A 17,830-nucleotide genomic window follows, 5' to 3' on the forward strand; every position below is an offset into this window, starting at 1 on the left:
AGCCCTATAATTTATATTATGTTAAATAGGGTTTTTCGCGCATCTGCACCATTCTCCTTATCTTACAACAAAATTTCAGCGCCATGATTCGTACTGCCTCCCTATTCGCATCATTTCTTCTGATGATTCAAGCTCACTCTTTCGCGCAGCTTACCACAGACGTCACACTAAAACTCACCTACAACAACGCGAATCTATGTCATTGGGATGTGGAATTAAAACACGGCGACGTTGTGTTGGCCCGCGGTACCTCGGATACCCATGGCGAAGTTCATTTTGGCAGAGTTACATTGGCCTCACGCGATGTGGATGCTGCGGGAACGAAAAAACACAGTAGCGGCGAAAAATCATGGAATGCCCGCGGCTATATTACCCTCGACGAGAACGGATATGGCTCATTGGATTTCAGCAAACTCGTGGATGAATCAGGTGCGCCCAAAACCATGATGGAAAATGCCTGGGGACTCACGCTGAATGATTGCGGGGGTGCCTCTGTCCCTTCAGGCGCGTCATCGGGCCCTACGTTGGATGAAGCGGTGGATGTTCCTGAGGAAGCATCCAACCCACAGGTGGCCGGTTCTCCGAAAAGCGCTGATCCCCGTCTGATTCGCGTTACGAACCTAAAAGGCGAATTGGAATTGATTGAGCGAAAACTGAGCAAGCTTCAATCCGCAACATCTCCGGATGACGCCCAGGAACGTGCTCTGCACGAAGCTGAAATAGCTGAAACGCAGGCAAAGTTCAATTGGAAAACCCTCGAATTGTCGCAATTGGAAGAACAAATGTCGGGATCTTTCACCGTTGATCGAACTGGTGAAGTGACGAGTCTTAAAGCTGCGTTTGAGGAAGCGCGCGATAACCGTAAAGAGCTTCAAAAACAGGTGAAAGCAGCCAGGAAGACCAGGAAATAATCCATATCCGCTCCAAGGCCCAAAAAAAAAGCTGCCCGGTAAGAACCGAACAGCTTTTTTATTTTTGAAGGAACTTTCAGGCTTATTCCCCGTCCATTTCTTTTTTAATCGCCTCGTACTTTTCTGTTTGACTTGTAAAGGCGTACAACTGACGCAGTGAAGCCAGCGTTGCGCGGTTATCAGGCTCAATGGCACGCGCTCTGTCAAGGAAAGGCTCAGCCTTGCGGAACAACCCGATGGCCTCTTCACGCATTGCATTGTACTTTTTCATATCGCTGATTTCATTGGCAGCTTTGTTCAACTCCACAGCCTGGTTAAAGTAGTAGGCTCCGAGGTTGTACAGCGCGTCGTGAAAGTTTTCATCCACTTCCAGGGCCGACTTGTACGCTCCTTCCGCCAGGTCTTTCTTGTCGAGGTTTTCATACACCACTCCCAAGGCAAAGTGCAACATTCTGTCGTTCGGGTCTTTTTCGAGCGCGAGTTTCAGGCTGCTTTCGGCTTCTTCGAATTTTTCGTTGAGCAGATAGTAGTTCAACTCGAGTTTAATCAAGTCGCCATCCGCGGGGTAAGCAGCGCGTCCGGCTCTTACCACTTCCATAAACTTATCGGTTTCGCCGCGTGATTCGTGCAGTTGCGCAACCATGGCAAACAAACGGCCTTCCATGTAACCGAGGTCCATGGCCTTTTGGTATTGCTCCAGTGCTTCGGGAATCATCTCGGCGCGTTCTGCAGCGAGACCGGAGTTAAAAATGGAAACAGTGTCAATAACACCTAATAACTCGGCCAACTCTGCAGCCAGCTTAAAGTTGTGGTAGGCGCTCTTGTACTGGTTTTCCGTAAAGCGCGTTCCACCATAAAAGCTGGCCTGTGCCTGTACAGTAGCAAGAGCCATCAGGTTCTCGGTTTTGTACGATTCACGGCTGTCGAGTTCCATTGCTTTCTGGTAACTTTTAGCGGCTTCAAGAACAGGTTCGGGGTGGAGGTTTTTGTACTCTTCCTCTTCTGTTCCGGCAATCATGCTGAAAATTTGCCCCCTGTATCGCCACGTCTTTTCATCCTGCATGGTTTTGGGGTGCTCAATGGTAGGTTCGATGTTTTCGAGTGCTTTGTCCAATTTGGCCTCACGCATGTAGTTGAAGGCTGTGGTTCGTTTCGCTCCCTGCGCCCACGCGCCGAAAGAAACCCCCACGATCAACAATACACTCAGTACGGAATGTTTCATGGTATCTTGGTGTTTTCAGGTTTACAATTCAGTGTCTTCACCGGATTCATCAACATCCTTGCCATTCTCAGGATTCTGAGGTGTAGTGCCGTCTTCCGAAAGCTCATCGGTCAACATGTCATTCTCTTCGTCCTCGTCAACCTCTACTTTGGCAACCGCAGCAATGGAGTCACCATTTCGGAGGTTAATCAGTCGTACACCCTGTGTAGCGCGCCCCATTACGCGCATATCCTCCACTTTCATGCGGATTACAATACCGCTCTTGTTGATGATCATCAGGTGGTCTTTGTCCGTAACAAGTCGAATGGCAATCAAGGCCCCGGTTTTATCGGTAACATTGAGTGTCTTCACCCCCTTTCCGCCCCGATTGGTGATGCGATATACAGGCTCGCCGTCTTCCGGGTCGTTCAGGTAGGTGCGTTTACCGTATCCTTTTTCCGACACCACAAGAATGGTAGCCTCCGGATCGTCCACGCAAACCATACCCACCACTTCATCGCCCTTACCTTCGAGGGTAACTCCTTTCACACCCTGTGCGTTACGGCCCACAGCGCGCACCGTCTGCTCATTAAAGCGAATGGCTTTACCCGATTTCTTGGCGAGAATGATTTCTGAGTTTCCGTTTGTGAGCTTGGCCTCCAGCAACTGATCGCCGTCTTTTACCGTAATGGCGTTGATACCATTGCTTCGCGGACGGCTGTATGACTCAAGCGAGGTTTTCTTCACCACACCGTTTTTGGTAGCCATAATAACGAAGTGGCTGTTGATGTACTCTTCATCTTTCAGATCCTTCACGTTGATATAGGCCATCACCTTGTCGTCCGACTCGATGTTGATCATGTTCTGAATGGCTCTTCCCTTTGAAGCTTTTGTTCCTTCAGGGATTTCAAATACGCGCATCCAGAAGCACTTACCTTTCTCGGTAAACACCAGGAGGTAGTTGTGATTGGTAGCCACAAAGAGGTGCTCCAAAAAGTCCTCGTCGCGGGTTGTACTTCCGCGGGAGCCTACTCCTCCCCTTGCCTGCGTTTTGTATTCGTTGAGGCTGGTGCGCTTGATATACCCCAGGTGGCTGATGGTTACCACCACCGTTTCATCCGGAATAAGATCTTCAATACTCATTTCAGACGCCGAGTACTCAATCTGCGAACGACGCTCGTCGCCGTATTTATCCTTCACCTCATTGAGCTCGTCCTTAATAATTTGCATACGCAAATCTTCATTGGCCAGAATGGCGCGCAAGTGCTCAATGAGTTTCATCAATTCTGCATGCTCTTCTTTAATTTTATCGCGCTCCAGTCCGGTGAGTTTCTGAAGACGCAGATCCAGAATGGCGCGGGCCTGAATTTCACTGAGCTCAAATTTTTCCATCAGGCCGGTTCGGGCTATTTCTGGAGTTTGGCTGGCGCGAATCAGTGCGATTACTTCGTCCAGATTGTCGAGCGCAATGAGCAAACCTTCCAGGATGTGCGCGCGCTCCTCGGCTTTCTTGAGTTCAAACTTTGTACGACGTATCACTACCTCGTGGCGATGCTCCACGTAGTGATGTATCATGTCCTTCAGGTTCAGCGTTTCAGGCCGACCTTTAACCAGTGCCACGTTGTTCACCGAGAAGGAGGTTTGCAGCGCCGTGTATTTGTAGAGCATGTTGAGCACCACGTTGGGGATTGCGTCGCGCTTCAGTTCATACACGATACGCATTCCGCGGCGGTCACTTTCATCACGCAGGTCCGAAATGCCTTCAATTTTTTTATCGTTCACCAACTCGGCCGTACGCTTGATCATTTCGGCCTTATTCACCTGGTAAGGAATTTCGGTTACGATGATGGCTTCCTTTCCCGGCCGGATTTCTTCGAAGCTGGCTTTGGCTCGCATCACCACTCGCCCACGTCCGGTTTCAAAGGCCGATTTTACGCCGTCGTAACCGTAGATTACTCCACCTGTGGGGAAATCCGGAGCTTTTACGTGCTGCATCAGTCCGGCGATATCAATATCGCGGTTGTCGATGTAGGCAATAATGCCGTTTACCACTTCGGTGAGGTTGTGCGGCGGCATGTTGGTAGCCATACCTACGGCAATTCCGCTGGCTCCGTTGACCAAAAGGTTGGGGATTTTTGCCGGAAGCACGCTCGGTTCTTCGAGCGAGTCGTCGAAGTTGGGCGAGAAATCTACCGTTTCTTTATCGAGGTCGGCAAGCAGCTCTTCCGCTATTTTCCGCAAACGGGCCTCGGTGTATCGCATAGCTGCCGGGCTGTCGCCATCCACCGAACCAAAGTTACCCTGACCATCTACCAGCGGGTAACGCAAAGACCAGTGCTGGGCCATACGAACCATGGTGTCATACACAGAGCTGTCTCCGTGCGGGTGGTACTTACCGAGCACCTCCCCCACAATTCTCGCCGACTTTTTATAAGGCCTGTTGGAAAGTACACCCAAATCGAGCATACCATATAATACCCTTCGGTGTACGGGCTTTAATCCGTCACGCACATCGGGTAATGCCCGCGATACGATAACCGACATTGAATAGTCAATGTAGGCTGAACGCATCTCATCTTCAATATGAATAGGGATAATTTTCTCTCCTGATTCTGCCATTTTTACACGATTTGATTTTTAGTACAATTCTTGTTGAAAGAGGCCCGAAGGTACTTCATAAACCCCTCCGCTCAGAGGCTCAACAACCTGTTGTTTTAAACAGAAATCTGTTGATAATTGGAGCCCTTTGAAACCATTGCCCAAAGGTAGTTGTTCTAAATTTGAAATCGGTCTAAAAATGCTGTAAATTAGGCCAAATTGCTGTGAGAAATCTCACCGCGAAACAGAAACTAAAACATATGGAAGCCAAGTTTTCACCAAGAGTAAAAGACGTAATCAGCTACAGCCGCGAAGAGGCCTTGCGCCTCGGCCATACATACATCGGTGTGGAGCATTTGGTGCTGGGAATCATCCGCGAGGGTGAAGGCACCGCTGTTCGTTTGCTTAAATCGCTGAATGTTGACCTGCAAAAGCTGCGCGAAATGATTGAGCAAAGCGTAAAGACCAACGGAGTGCGCACCCGTACAGCCGGCAACATTCCTCTGGTTAAACAGGCAGAAAAAGCTTTGAAAATCACTTATCTCGAAGCGAAAGTTTTCAAAAGCCACATGATTGGTACACAGCATCTTTTGCTGTCTGTCTTGAAGGATGAAGAAAACGTAGCCACGCGGGCCTTGCTGAAATTTAACGTAAACTACGACACTGTGAAAGATGAACTAAGGGGCATCCAGAGTGATGAACCGCAGAACTACCACGATAGCCAGTTTGAAACCCCTCGCGCAGACATGCCCGGGAGTGCTTCCGACGATGACGACGACGCCGCATCGAGCTTTAATGCTCCGCGAAAAGGAGGTGAAAGCAAATCCAAAACTCCCGTTCTTGACAATTTTGGTCGCGACCTGACCAAAATGGCTGAGGACAACAAACTGGATCCCATCGTAGGCCGCGAAAAAGAAATCGAGCGCGTTTCGCAAATCCTGAGTCGCCGAAAGAAAAACAACCCCGTTCTCATTGGAGAGCCAGGTGTGGGTAAGTCGGCCATTGCCGAAGGGCTGGCTTTGCGGATCGTACAGAAAAAAGTTTCGCGCGTGCTTTTCGGAAAGCGCATTGTTGCCCTTGATGTGGCAGCATTGGTTGCCGGTACCAAGTACCGCGGCCAATTTGAAGAGCGCATGAAAGCCGTGATGAACGAACTGGAGCGCTCGCCCGATGTGATTCTCTTTATCGACGAAATCCATACCATTGTGGGTGCCGGTGGCGCCAGTGGCTCGCTCGATGCCTCCAACATGTTTAAGCCTGCCCTTGCGCGTGGCGAAATACAATGCATCGGAGCCACTACACTCGATGAATACCGCCAGTATATCGAGAAAGACGGCGCGCTGGAACGTCGTTTTCAAAAGGTTTTGGTTGAACCTACCTCCGTGGATGAAACCATTCAGATTCTGCACAATATCAAGGAGAAGTACGAAGAGCATCACAGTGTAACCTACAGCGAACAGGCCATCAGCGCCTGTGTTACGCTGACCAACCGGTACATCAGCGATCGTCACCTGCCCGACAAAGCCATTGATGCGTTGGACGAAGTGGGCTCTCGTGTGCACATCACCAACATCAATGTGCCCAAGGAAATCATTGAGGCTGAAAAGCGCATCGAAGAAATCAAAGAGGAAAAAACCCGCGTGGTGCGCAGCCAGAAATACGAAGAAGCTGCCAAACTGCGCGATACCGAGCGCCAGTTGCTCGAAGACCTGGAAACAGCCAAACGCAAGTGGGAAGAAGAAAGCAAGGAGCACCGCGTAGAAGTTACCGTTGACCACGTGGAAGAAGTGGTAGCCATGATGACCGGCATCCCGGTGCAGCGCATCGCCGAAAAAGAAAGCGGAAAACTGCTCCGCATGGGCGACGACCTGAAAGGAAAGGTCATCGGTCAGGACGACGCAGTGAAAAAAGTGGTGAAAGCCATTCAGCGAAATCGCGCCGGACTCAAAGACCCCAACAAGCCCATCGGCTCGTTTATCTTCCTCGGCCCCACAGGTGTGGGTAAAACCCAGTTGGCGAAGGAACTTTCTAAACTTATGTTCAACACCGAAGATTCATTGATTCGGATTGACATGAGCGAGTACATGGAAAAATTTGCGGTTTCCCGTTTGATTGGTGCACCTCCCGGGTACATCGGCTACGAAGAAGGCGGGCAGCTTACCGAAAAAGTTCGGCGCCACCCCTACTCCATTATTCTGCTCGATGAGATTGAGAAAGCGCACCCCGACGTGTTCAACCTGCTACTGCAGGCACTGGATGACGGCCAGCTAACAGACAGCCTCGGCCGGAAAATTGACTTCCGCAACACCATCATGATCATGACCTCCAATATCGGAGCGCGCCAGTTGAGCGATTTCGGAACCGGGGTTGGATTTGGCACCAAGGCCCGCAAGGAGCAGGAAATGGAAGTGCAGAAAGGCGTGATTGAAAACGCGCTCAAGAAAACTTTCGCACCCGAATTTCTGAATCGGGTGGATGATATCATTCTCTTTAACTCGCTGAATCGTGAGCACATTCACCAGATTATTGATATCGAGCTGAACAAACTATACAAGCGCGTAGATGACCTCGGTTACCAGATTGAACTGACCGACAAAGCCAAAGATTACATCGGTGACAAAGGATTTGACGAGAAATTTGGTGCCCGTCCGCTGCGTCGTGCCATTCAGAAATACCTGGAAGATCCGCTGGCCGAAGAAATCATCAACGCCAATGTGGAAGAAGGCGACACCATCAAGGTGGACTACGACGACAAAGCCGATGAAATCACCGTAAAGGTGCAGAAAGCCAAAAAGAAGAAGAAAAAAGAAAGCGACGAAGAGGCTGAATAAGCTACCCTCACCTTCCTGTCTTTGACGGATTGTACAAAACTGATTCTACACAGGGTCGTTTCTTTTTTCAGAAGTCTATTCAGTAATCCCTGTTTTCTTCAGGTGTTGCTCCAAAAACCGGTCTTGCTCCCAAAGCAGGTGCATGATGTTGGGTTTGGCCACATAGCCGTGACTCTCTTTCGGTAAAATGACCATGCGCACAGGAGCCCCAAGATTCTTGAGTGCCTGAAAATACCGCTCGGTTTGTAGCGTGAAGGTTCCGGGGTTATTGTCGGCCTCCCCGTGGGTAAGCAACATGGGGATTTTCATTTTGTGGGCATTCATAAAGGGCGACATGGTGTGGTAAATTTCCGGGGCATCCCAGTAATTGCGCTGCTCGCTTTGAAAGCCAAAAGGGGTAAGCGTTCGGTTGTAGGCACCGCTTCGCGCAATGCCACATGCAAACAGATTGGAATGCGTAAGCAGGTTGGCCGTCATAAAGGCACCGTAGCTATGTCCGCCCACTCCTACTCTGCTCGGGTCAATAAATCCCATGTCATCCACCGCGTTGATGGCCGCCTCGGCATTCCATACCAGTTGCTCGATGAAAGTGTCATTGGGTTCGGTTTCTCCTTCGCCAACAATCGGAAAGGCAGCATTGTCGAGCACGGCATAGCCTCTTGTGACCCAATACACAAATGAGCCGTAATAGGGATAGGTGAACGTATTGGGGTTTTGTGTGGATTGACCGGCGGTGCTTTTGTCTTTGTATTCACGCGGATATGCCCAAATGAGAAGGGGAAGCTTCTCCCCGCTTTCGGGCTTGTAATCTGCGGGCAGGTACAGGGTTCCGCTGAGTTCTACACCGTCAACACGCTGGTAGTTGATGACTTCCTTGTGCACATTGTTCAGCGCTTCAAAAGGATTCTCGTAATACGTGAGTTGCTTCAGCGATCCATCCTCAAGATGCCGTACAAAGTAATTGGGGAACTCTGTGGGTGACTGAATTCTCACCAATAGTCTATTGCGGTCGTCCTGATAGAACCCCGTGAGGTTTTCTACTTTGTCGGTATAGTCACTTTGGTACAATCGGTTGGTTTCAAGGGTTTCCAGGTTCAGTGCATCCAGAAAGGGAAATTGTCCTTCGGGGGTGTGACCGGCCCCTGTGAGATAGGCTTGGTTGTCCTCAATAAAAAGCACATACCTTCCCCATTCGTTTCGCTTCATTTCAAAAGATCCGGGGTCTGCGTACACATCCTGGTAGTTGCGCTCAAAGACTTCACGCGGCAATTCCTCAGCGTTCGAAGGGTTGAAAAAGTAGGTAATGGTGTTGCGGGTGTCGTACCAGAAATCACTTACTACGGCCAGTTGGTCGCTGCCCCAAAGTACATTCTGAAAGCGCTGTTTGGTTTTCATCACCGGCACAGGCTCTCCATTGAAAGGAGCGTCCCATAAATAAAGTTCGTCTCTGAACGGCACGTCTTTAGCCATATCCCCTTCGTCAAGAGCCTCGGCAAAAAAGAGTTGTGCCGGCTCGTCGTTTCTCCAGGTCATGCTGCGCTTCCCCTCCCGCACGGAAGAAAATCCTTTGGGCATCACTTCAGATAAAGGCACTTCATTCACCACCTTCACCACACGGCCGCGCATATCATATACAGTAGTTGTTTGGGGAAATCGGTAGAATGGAACGATGTAGGAAAAAGGTCTGCTCAGTGTGGTAACCATCAGGTAGCGACCGTCGGGCGAAAAACTCGTTTGCCAATAAAGGTCGGCCTTCAGAAAGGGCTCCATGCTTCCGTTCAACGCAACTTTTTGCAGCTCTGCAGTAGCCAGGTTTTCAAAATTCCTTTCATCAATGGGGTTGCTCAGCAAATCCTGGTAGGTGCGTGTTTGTGATACCGAGCCATCGCCTTCGGAAACAATGGGCCCATCGGGAACGGACTGTTCGTTGTCAATCCAGTCCGGGCGTGTGGCGGGCAGGGTGCGTAAAAGCAGTGATTCGCTGTCGTTAAACCAGTCAAAGGGCGTTCCCATCGAAGCATTAAGCACCGGACCAATGATTCTTTTGGCCTGTGACTTTTCCGGCAGGAGCATCCAGAGTTCAACACCGTCGATTGTGGTGTGCGTAAAAGCGAGTTTGCGTTCATCAGGCGACCATTGAAAATTGCTCAATCTGGGATGGTCCGGGAGTCCGCTTACCTGCACGTCTTCCTTACTTCCCGCTTTCATTACGCGGATATTGTTGGAGTAGGTTGTGCGCGATGAGATATGCGTTTTGGGATTCACGCGGAGTCCGGCCAAACGCACCTCTTCTTCCATCAGGTCTTCGAGCGATTTATACGTTGGCCGATAGGTGAAAATCATATACTCTCCTTTGCTGTCCATCATCAGTGATGGCGGACGCTCGTAATCGGCAAGCTCAAGGATTTCGGCCGGGGGGAGTTGGTAGCTCAGGTTTTCCTGTGCGTGCGAGCTTTCTGACAAAACACATAGGATGATGAACGAAGAAAAAAGGATGCGCATAGACCTGATTTTTTTGAATTTCGGGCAAATTAACCAATTACAGAAAAACCGACCCCATATTCCGGCAGACTATGAAATTTGGTTAGTTCAGCAGGAAACTTTAAGTTTGCTTAAACCATCAAACAACCAACCATGATATTAACATTACGATTCTACTCTATTCTCTTTTGTAGTTCGCTTATCTCCTTGTCTTTAGTGGCCAATGATTGCGACTCGGATATTCCGGACTATGTTGACACCAACAGCGAGGCCTTTCAATCGGTAATTGATTCGGATCCCTTTTGCTGCACCACTGTTTGGGACGGAATTTGCCAGAATGCGTACAATAACTATTTGCCAGACGGTGAGTGTGTTGCGGCGCCCTCCAGTGTTGACACCAATAGCGAAGCCTATCAAACCGTAATTGCCAATGATCCATTCTGCTGTACTACGGTTTGGGATGGCATCTGTCAGAACGCTTACAACAACATCGGAAGCGGCTCCGGAAATGAACCAGATGCAGGAGAATGCATCGATCCGCCATCTACTGTGGATGTGGACAGCGATGCCTACATGACAGTTATAGCCAATGACCCCTTCTGCTGCACCACCTCGTGGGATGGAATTTGCCAGAACGCATACAACAGTTACATTGATTCAGGGAATGAACCCGATGACGCCGATTGTGTAACTCCCCCCGCATCTGTTGATACAGACAGTGAAGCCTATGATACAGTCATAGCCAATGACCCGTTTTGCTGCACGACGGTTTGGGACGGAATTTGCCAGAATGCCTATAACAATCTGATTGATACTGTTGATCCTGATGAAGAAGAGGATGAGGAATGTGTGCCGGTTCCCGACACCGTTGACACCAGCAGCCCGGCCTATCAGAGCGTAATTGCGAACGATCCGTTTTGCTGTAACAGCATGTGGGACGGGATATGTCAAAACGCATACAACAATTATGGTGGCACCAACCCCGATCCCGACACAGATTGTATTGTACCACCATCATCCGTTGACACAAACAGTGAGGCCTACATGACAGTTATAGCCAATGACCCCTTCTGCTGCACCACCTCGTGGGATGGAATTTGCCAAAACGCATACAATAGCTTTTTACCGGAAGGCGAATGTGTAGCCGCGCCGCCAGAAGTAGACACCAACAGTGAAGCCTATCAGGCAGTGATTACCAGCGATCCGTTCTGCTGCAACACGCAGTGGGATGCAATATGTCAAAATACATATGATGCATATTTACCAGACGGCGAATGTGTAGATCCCGGAGAAGGTGTTGACACTGAAAGTGATGCTTATCAATACGTTATTTCGAATGATTCATTTTGTTGCAACTACAACTGGGATAATATTTGTCAAAATGCCTACAACAACTTTGGAGGCACCATAGAGTCGCCCTTTATACCAATTACACCTGTTGACGATTTTACGTTCCAGTTTTTCCCCAATCCTTCAAACGGAATGATTCAGATTGTGTTGGATAATCCTGATCCGATGGAACCCGTTTTTGTTCGCATTACGGGAATGACCGGACAGCTATTGCTAAGTCAACAAATCAACATGGACACACCAGGAGCACTTTACCCGATGGATGTGAATCAACTGGCCTCGGGCATGTACCTGATTTCTGTTCAGCACAGAGACCAAATTCACAGCAAACCGATGGTTAAACAATAATCGCTTGTAATCTGGCATAAGATGAGAAAGCCCCGGAATTTTCCGGGGCTTTTTCTTTGTCATCCCATTCACCGGGTTATTGGTCCTGGAGTTCCTGCAGCACTGCTTTCAAAGCATCCAGTTCTGTTTTCATCTCGCGGAGTGCTTCAATTAAAACCGGGATGAGTTGCGAATAGGCTACAGTTTGGTATACCGTTTCATCTCCGGTATTAAGAAACATCGCTTTCTCCTCTATCATTTCAGGAAAGACCGAAGCCACATCCTGTGCCATCAGCCCGTATTGCTTTCGCTCCCGAACGCGTGCATCCGAGTCATTCTTTCGGGCTGGTGTGGTCAACGTATAATGAGTACCCTGCAGCGTCAATAAACGATCGAGAGCTTCTTCTATCGGGAGAACATCCTTTTTGAGTCGTTGATCAGAAAGTGTCTGCCACCCTCCCTCCGAAAAACCCGTACCCTCTACACCGATATCTGCCGTAAAATAGCCCGCCCAACCACTCGTTGGATTGGTGCTCTCGCCATATATTCCGTGAAATCCTGAACCATATACTGCGATGCTCGGGCTGCTGGCACCTCCCGGATTGTTGTTGATTCCATATACGCCGTATCCCTGACTACTCTGTGAGCGCCCCAAAGTGCCGTGAAAACCAATGCCACTTACGCCTCCTCCTGCGCTCGTCCGAAGGTTTGACCCGTATACCGCGGCATTTCCTGTGGCACTTGCAGGAATTTCTCCGTACACAGCAAAGCCGGCACCCACATTTCTTGCTTTTATCGCCGCACCTTCGCTGTTGTTACTGTTGGTGGCACCTGATATGGAAGGAAGCTGATTAGCCGGGTTGCTGTTAACCGATACAATTGCCCACCCGGTTCCCGACTGCTCTACATCTATACCTGTGGAATTGGTTGCACTTGTTGATACAACCATAGCAGCTTCGTTACTTGCGCTGTGAATCAACTCCAAAGGGCCGGCATCGGTGAACACAATTCGTCCTTCACCCTCTCCTCCACCGTTGTATGCATGGTTGAGGGTTATGTTCCCCACCCCTGCATCCTGCGCATAAAAAGCATAAGGAACACTCAGCAATTCGCTCGTTCCTGAAATCGTATAATTGGTTCCGCCATCCGGGTCGGTATCAATCTGAATATCAAAACTGCCCAGCGGCCAGTTTATTTCATCGAAGCTTCCAGTCAAAACGGTTCCATTTCCTATTTCGAGTGTTACCAAACCCTGTGCGTTGGTGGAGGCGCTGTGATGCTCAATGTAAACCGCGTTTTGGGTAGTCGCGTCAACAATACTTACCTGTATTCCAACCCCGGCATTGGTGAGTAAATTCTCATTCGCATCCCTGATCACAGCCTGGTAGTTCATTTTTTGAGGAACCTGAGCCAGCGCTGTAATCGAAAAGAGTACAAAGAGCGAAAAAGACAGATAATACTTCATGATTTCGGTTTTTTGGTTGAGCCCGAAATGTACCTGTTTTTGTGGAAATTCTCGTGATTTCTGAATGCGCAATGCCCTACCCCGGCTCCCCGTAGGTGCCCGCAGAGAGCATCACCAGGGTGCAGGCATGTTCCGCGTGAATTCCCTCCTTCTCTAACTGATGCTGAAATTCGGGGTTTTCTGTTCCGGGATTGAAAATAACACGCCGGGGGCGAATGGATCGGATATAATCGTAAAGTTCAGGCTGGTAGCGCGCGCCCACGTACAAGCTAATGGTGTGCACTCCTTCTACATGCGGAAAATGGGTCTGGATGGGAACCCCGTCAATCTCCCCCGGCCTTTTCCCAACCGCAACCACTTCATAGCCGTTGGCAAGCAGACGTTTTACGGCCATGTAGGCGTAGCGTTGCGGATTGGGCGAGGCACCGAGAACGAGGGTCTTCATCAGGGCTCAAAGGTCGTAAAAATGCTTCATCTTCCAACGTGGAATAACGTACTCGCCATCCGGCTTGCGAACCATCAAATAGAACTCCTTGCACAAAAAACTGGCAGAATGCGAAAAGCTCCTGTTTTCGAGGTAGCACTCCCAGGCGTGCAGCGCCAGTTTCTTCACGGCCCGCCACGCATGGTTGTTGTATCCGCTGGGGCGCGAAAATGAATCAATGTACGTTTTTACTTCTGCTAAACTGTTCATAACGGTACTGTTTTAAGGTTCAATGCAAAGGTTTCTCCGGGGGTACGTAAGGTATTTACGAACCCCAAAAAATTATTTCCTGACCCGGGCAAAGTGCAGTCTGTCAACCAGAAACACGTAGTACGGACGAGGGTCTTCTTCGTGCTCATTACCCGGAAGCATAAACAAATGGGTATAGAAACTGCTTCCCCGCACGCGCAACGACCTTCCAAAAATCTTCAGCAGGTTAATCTGGTAAGGCGATTCACGCTTGGGCGCGTGGTCTTCGCTCAGCGCTTCACCCATCAAACAAGCAATTTCCAGTTTGAGCTCCGAATCAGGCGTTCGGATCAGCAGCTCATTAAATTCGGTGTAGTCTAAGGCCAGCACAGCCTTGTACTGCGCGCCGTCGTGTATCACCACGCACTGAAGAATAACATCTTCCAGCGTGGGCTTCACAATGATTCTGTGCACAAACACACGGCTCAATACGTGGTTTTTGTGTCCGATTAATACTTCTCCGAGATCTTTCATATCGTTTTATTTGATGACAAAGCTCTACCCCGGGTTCGTAACCTATTTACGTACCCCAAAAAATGTGTGAAATCAGTCTTGCGTGAAAAGCAATCCGGGCTCCCTTTTCAGTTCAATACCCTATTTTTGAAGCAGGATTCGAACAGCCATGAAGATGCCGCACCGCCACATTTCACTCGTATTGTTTTTTGTTTTGCTCCTTGTTTCTGCCGGGTACATCCACGCACAACCCAACTGGCAGCGAAGCATTCGCCCATTTCAGGATGTAACGCTGATGGTGGACACCACCTCCTTTTCATTGGGCGAAAACAGACTGACTTTTCGGGGAGAGCCCCATTTGAGTTTCCGCTATTCGTCTGATGAAACCGTGGCTGAATTCCGGCTCATCACCGACGGAAACCCCTTGCCTGACAACGTGCATGCGGAGTTAATGCCCGCCTCCGACATTGATCAACTAGACCCTTTGACCTATGTGGATGGCTACTACCGAACAAGGCTGCGTTTCAAATCCATCTCATCCAGCGATTTTCTGGCCGTTACCGTGGTACTGACCCGCGATCAGGACGTACAACACCGCGTGATACACCTTTTTCCATACACCGAAACGCGTGTAAACATTTATCCCGGACAGGAGGAATTGTTTGTGGGCGAAGAAAAACGACTGGAAATTGTAACCAATCAGCCTCGCAACCTGCAACTGGACGGTGTTTGGCGAATGCAAGGCAGTCTGGAGTACCGGCTCGTGGAGCACGACGGAAAACCTTTTCTCTCCGTTATTCCATCGCGATCCGGTGAGCATCCTTTGCAACTCAACCTGCAAACCAAACGCCCGTTTTTGGGAAATGATAAATCCATCCGGCACAATTTGCCACCCATTGATCTGAACCTTACGGCGCGCGGTTCACGATTGGCCTTTCTCCGTATGGACAAAAAATTGGTGGTGCGCAAACGCGACCATCACGATGGCGTTGAAGTGCAAATAGACCACCACCGGCAGCTTCAAATGAACAAAACCTACAGGCTGGAGGCCAGCGAAGAGCGCGGCAGTCCGCTGGTGGCCGAACTCTACACCCAAAGATTGCTGAGTAACGACCGTGTATTGTGCATTTTACGGCCCTATGCCAACCACCGCATGGAAGATGGTTACCTCTACATCAAGGATGGCGACAATCCTCAGTTCATTACCAACGTAGATATTTATCCTGAGCCTTCATTGCAGCGAATCACGCTGTTGCGCGAAGGCAGCGACTGGACCGAAAGTAGAAACATCCGTCCGGGTGAGACCTTTGACATCCGTATTGAAGGCGAAGGCCTGCGCGAATCGAGGTTCTATTTTGAGGACCTTGAAGTGGTATCCAACGATACCATTACCCGAACCGACCATACGGCCAACTACCGGCTGCGCGTTCCGGTGGATATCAAGCGGAAAACCGTAGAAATTTTTGCGGGCGACCGAAAAATGGGCCCTACCCTGCAGGTAGTAGAGTTTCAGCGGCCACGCCCGTTAGACTTTGTAACCGTAGATTACGGCGAGGGGCCCAAAAAAGTAAGCAAGCTCACCCAAACCATTTTGTACAGTGAAACCGTGCGCGATGTGGTGATTGACTTTGACCCCGATATCATTGATATGGGCGATATGCTTTATGGTAAGCAGATCATTGAAATGGAGATTAGGCTGTTGGGGAATAAAAACGAGTTGATTGAATACCAGAAGGTTGATCACGTGGAGGTTTGTCCGGGAAACACCTCACCGCGCGAGGCATTTTATCACAGCCGAAACTGCCAGCTTGAACCTATAAGGATAAACAGCCTGCTTACCCGCAAAACGCATACTTTGCGGGAGTGGTCGCGGATTGAGATTATTGTGCGGCACAAAAAAGACCGCTACGGCGGCGAGGGTTACACCCAGCGCGTGGCCATTGTGCAGGAGCGCTCGCTTAATTTTGATATTGATCTGTCTTTTCCGGCGGGTTTGGTTACCAAGCTGGCGGGAGAGCCCGGTTTCCCTACGCTTACAGGCGTATCGCTGGCCATGATTGCCCAGTTTACTTTCTACAAGAAAGGGGCTATTATGAAACCCAAACCTTACAAAATAGGAGCGGGATTTTTGGCGCAAAACGCCTTTAACTTTAACCCTGAGGCCGAAAACCGCGATTTGGGCATTGTGATCATCGGCTCCCTCTACCCCACCCGGCAAGATGCCAGGTTGAGTTTTCCTTTGTACGCGGGTGGCGGTTATTTTCTCAGCCAGGAAAAGTTCTTCTTTTTGCTGGGGCCGGGCATCAGGATATCGTTGTGAGTGCTCTGGCAATTGCTTGAAATGGTAGAGGTTGCTTTGTACGCTTTGGGGAAATAAGGCTATCTTGACGTCGTTTGGATAGCGTGATAATGGGATGTGATGGTTTTGTGCGGTTTTGAAGAGGGATGGGTAAACCAGCACGGCAACGCGTGGGGCGAGGGCATCGAAATCAAAGGCACTCCCCGCTTTGCATTGGGCGATTCGGTGCAGATTGTGGACCTGATGGGCAGCGGAACCCCCGGCATTCTGTGGAGCTTTGAACGCACCGGCACGCAAACCCGCATGTATTACCTGGACCTGTGCCGCGGGGTAAAACCCTACGTGCTCAACGAAATGAACAACAACATGGGCGCCATTACGCGGGTAGAATACACCTCCTCTATCCGCCACTACCTGCGCGACCTGTACGGTACTTCGGTTACCGAAGACCCGCAGACCAACCTGCCCGACACCCTGGATATGTTCATCGGCAGCGCCGGAAAGTGGAAAACCACGTTGCCTTTTCCTACGCAGGTGGTGAACCGCGTGGAGGTGATTGACGAGATTTCCGAAGGCAAGCTCACCACTCATTATTTTTATCACCACGGATACTGGGATGGCGGCGAACGCGAGTTTCGCGGCTTTGGCCGGGTGGACCAGTTCGACTCCGAAGATTTTAACCATTTTAATGACACCAGCCTGCACCTGGACGCCAATTTTGAAGGCGTGAGCCAGCTGCACTACTCCCCGCCCATGCTGGTGAAAAACTGGTTTCATCTGGGGCCGGTGGGAGCCGCTACCGGTGATTGGGATCAACTCTTTTTTGAAAACGAGTACCACCAAAGCGATCCGCAGGTGTTGCCCCCCTCGCCCGAAACATTGCAGTTGCTGGCCAATCTTCCGCGGCGGGCCCGGCGGGATGCACTGCGTACCCTGCGCGGCACGGCCCTGCGCACCGAAAGTTATGCGGTAGATGGCAGCAACCGGCAGTTTAAACCCTACACGGTAAGCGAAACCCGCGCGGGGTTAAAGCTGGAGGATCACCCGGGCAACAACCCGACGATAAAAATGCTGGCCACCCAGCGCCACAGCAACCACATCTTTTTTTCGTTTACCGACGGCTCGCGCACCACGCAGTGGGAGCGCGGCAACGACCCGATGGTGCAGTTCAGCTTTTCCGG

12 protein-coding genes are annotated in these 17,830 nt (G+C 50.1%); 5 read left to right on the forward strand and 7 right to left on the reverse strand.

Annotation, left to right across the window (positions count from 1 at the left end):
• Positions 1-122 precede the first annotated feature (122 nt).
• A complete protein-coding gene (locus EA392_14380; GenBank protein ID TVR36799.1) occupies positions 123-911 on the forward strand; it encodes a hypothetical protein in 789 nt (262 codons plus the stop codon).
• A gap of 82 nt (positions 912-993) precedes the next feature.
• Here EA392_14380 and EA392_14385 read toward each other — a convergent pair whose 3' ends face one another.
• Together EA392_14385 and gyrA are read right to left on the reverse strand one after the other, a co-directional pair.
• On the reverse strand, positions 994-2,133 hold the full coding sequence (locus tag EA392_14385; GenBank protein ID TVR36800.1) for a hypothetical protein: 1,140 nt from the start codon (positions 2,131-2,133) through the stop codon (positions 994-996).
• A gap of 21 nt (positions 2,134-2,154) precedes the next feature.
• Positions 2,155-4,731, reverse strand: a complete 2,577-nt coding sequence (gene gyrA, locus EA392_14390; protein TVR36801.1) for a DNA gyrase subunit A — start codon at positions 4,729-4,731, stop codon at positions 2,155-2,157.
• A gap of 239 nt (positions 4,732-4,970) precedes the next feature.
• Here gyrA and EA392_14395 point away from each other — a divergent pair, with 239 nt between their 5' ends.
• Positions 4,971-7,541, forward strand: coding sequence for an ATP-dependent Clp protease ATP-binding subunit (locus tag EA392_14395; GenBank protein TVR36802.1), 2,571 nt, complete (start codon positions 4,971-4,973; stop codon positions 7,539-7,541).
• A gap of 75 nt (positions 7,542-7,616) precedes the next feature.
• Here EA392_14395 and EA392_14400 read toward each other — a convergent pair whose 3' ends face one another.
• Positions 7,617-10,043 (reverse strand): S9 family peptidase, encoded by a 2,427-nt coding sequence (locus EA392_14400; protein TVR36803.1) that lies wholly within the window; start codon positions 10,041-10,043, stop codon positions 7,617-7,619.
• A 132-nt stretch (positions 10,044-10,175) separates the two neighbouring features.
• Here EA392_14400 and EA392_14405 point away from each other — a divergent pair, with 132 nt between their 5' ends.
• A complete protein-coding gene (locus EA392_14405) occupies positions 10,176-11,720 on the forward strand; it encodes a T9SS C-terminal target domain-containing protein (protein ID TVR36804.1) in 1,545 nt (514 codons plus the stop codon).
• A 76-nt stretch (positions 11,721-11,796) separates the two neighbouring features.
• On the opposite strand, the gene EA392_14410 is transcribed toward EA392_14405, so the two are convergent.
• The 4 genes from EA392_14410 to EA392_14425 all read right to left on the reverse strand — a co-directional run bounded on the left by EA392_14410 (position 11,797) and on the right by EA392_14425 (position 14,371).
• Positions 11,797-13,236, reverse strand: a complete 1,440-nt coding sequence (locus EA392_14410; protein TVR36805.1) for a tail fiber domain-containing protein — start codon at positions 13,234-13,236, stop codon at positions 11,797-11,799.
• 4 nt (positions 13,237-13,240) lie between these two features.
• On the reverse strand, positions 13,241-13,609 hold the full coding sequence (locus EA392_14415; GenBank protein TVR36806.1) for a CoA-binding protein: 369 nt from the start codon (positions 13,607-13,609) through the stop codon (positions 13,241-13,243).
• Between the two features lie 6 nt (positions 13,610-13,615).
• Positions 13,616-13,858, reverse strand: coding sequence for a hypothetical protein (locus EA392_14420; protein TVR36807.1), 243 nt, complete (start codon positions 13,856-13,858; stop codon positions 13,616-13,618).
• 72 nt (positions 13,859-13,930) lie between these two features.
• Complete coding sequence (locus tag EA392_14425; GenBank protein TVR36808.1) at positions 13,931-14,371, reverse strand: hypothetical protein; 441 nt, start codon at positions 14,369-14,371, stop codon at positions 13,931-13,933.
• Positions 14,372-14,519: 148 nt separating this feature from the next.
• Between EA392_14425 and EA392_14430 the strand changes: the two genes are divergently transcribed.
• Both EA392_14430 and EA392_14435 read left to right on the forward strand, forming a co-directional pair.
• Positions 14,520-16,670 carry a hypothetical protein gene (locus EA392_14430; protein ID TVR36809.1) on the forward strand — a complete coding sequence of 717 codons (2,151 nt, stop codon included), beginning with the start codon at positions 14,520-14,522 and terminating at the stop codon, positions 16,668-16,670.
• A gap of 99 nt (positions 16,671-16,769) precedes the next feature.
• Positions 16,770-17,830 (forward strand): hypothetical protein (locus EA392_14435; GenBank protein ID TVR36810.1); only part of this gene is annotated, 1,061 nt, incomplete at its 3' end.

The organism is Cryomorphaceae bacterium, from assembly GCA_007695365.1.
Taxonomy (GTDB): domain Bacteria; phylum Bacteroidota; class Bacteroidia; order Flavobacteriales_D; family SKUL01; genus SKUL01.

Excerpts from the sequence above, each read along its gene's own strand:
- EA392_14380 (TVR36799.1), top strand. The coding sequence starts at position 123 with ATGATTCAAGCTCACTCTTTCGCGCAGCTTACCACAGACGTCACACTA.
- EA392_14385 (TVR36800.1), bottom strand. The coding sequence starts at position 2,133 with ATGAAACATTCCGTACTGAGTGTATTGTTGATCGTGGGGGTTTCTTTC.
- gyrA (TVR36801.1), bottom strand. The coding sequence starts at position 4,731 with ATGGCAGAATCAGGAGAGAAAATTATCCCTATTCATATTGAAGATGAG.
- EA392_14395 (TVR36802.1), top strand. The coding sequence starts at position 4,971 with ATGGAAGCCAAGTTTTCACCAAGAGTAAAAGACGTAATCAGCTACAGC.
- EA392_14400 (TVR36803.1), bottom strand. The coding sequence starts at position 10,043 with ATGCGCATCCTTTTTTCTTCGTTCATCATCCTATGTGTTTTGTCAGAA.
- EA392_14405 (TVR36804.1), top strand. The coding sequence starts at position 10,176 with ATGATATTAACATTACGATTCTACTCTATTCTCTTTTGTAGTTCGCTT.
- EA392_14415 (TVR36806.1), bottom strand. The coding sequence starts at position 13,609 with ATGAAGACCCTCGTTCTCGGTGCCTCGCCCAATCCGCAACGCTACGCC.
- EA392_14420 (TVR36807.1), bottom strand. The coding sequence starts at position 13,858 with ATGAACAGTTTAGCAGAAGTAAAAACGTACATTGATTCATTTTCGCGC.
- EA392_14425 (TVR36808.1), bottom strand. The coding sequence starts at position 14,371 with ATGAAAGATCTCGGAGAAGTATTAATCGGACACAAAAACCACGTATTG.
- EA392_14430 (TVR36809.1), top strand. The coding sequence starts at position 14,520 with ATGAAGATGCCGCACCGCCACATTTCACTCGTATTGTTTTTTGTTTTG.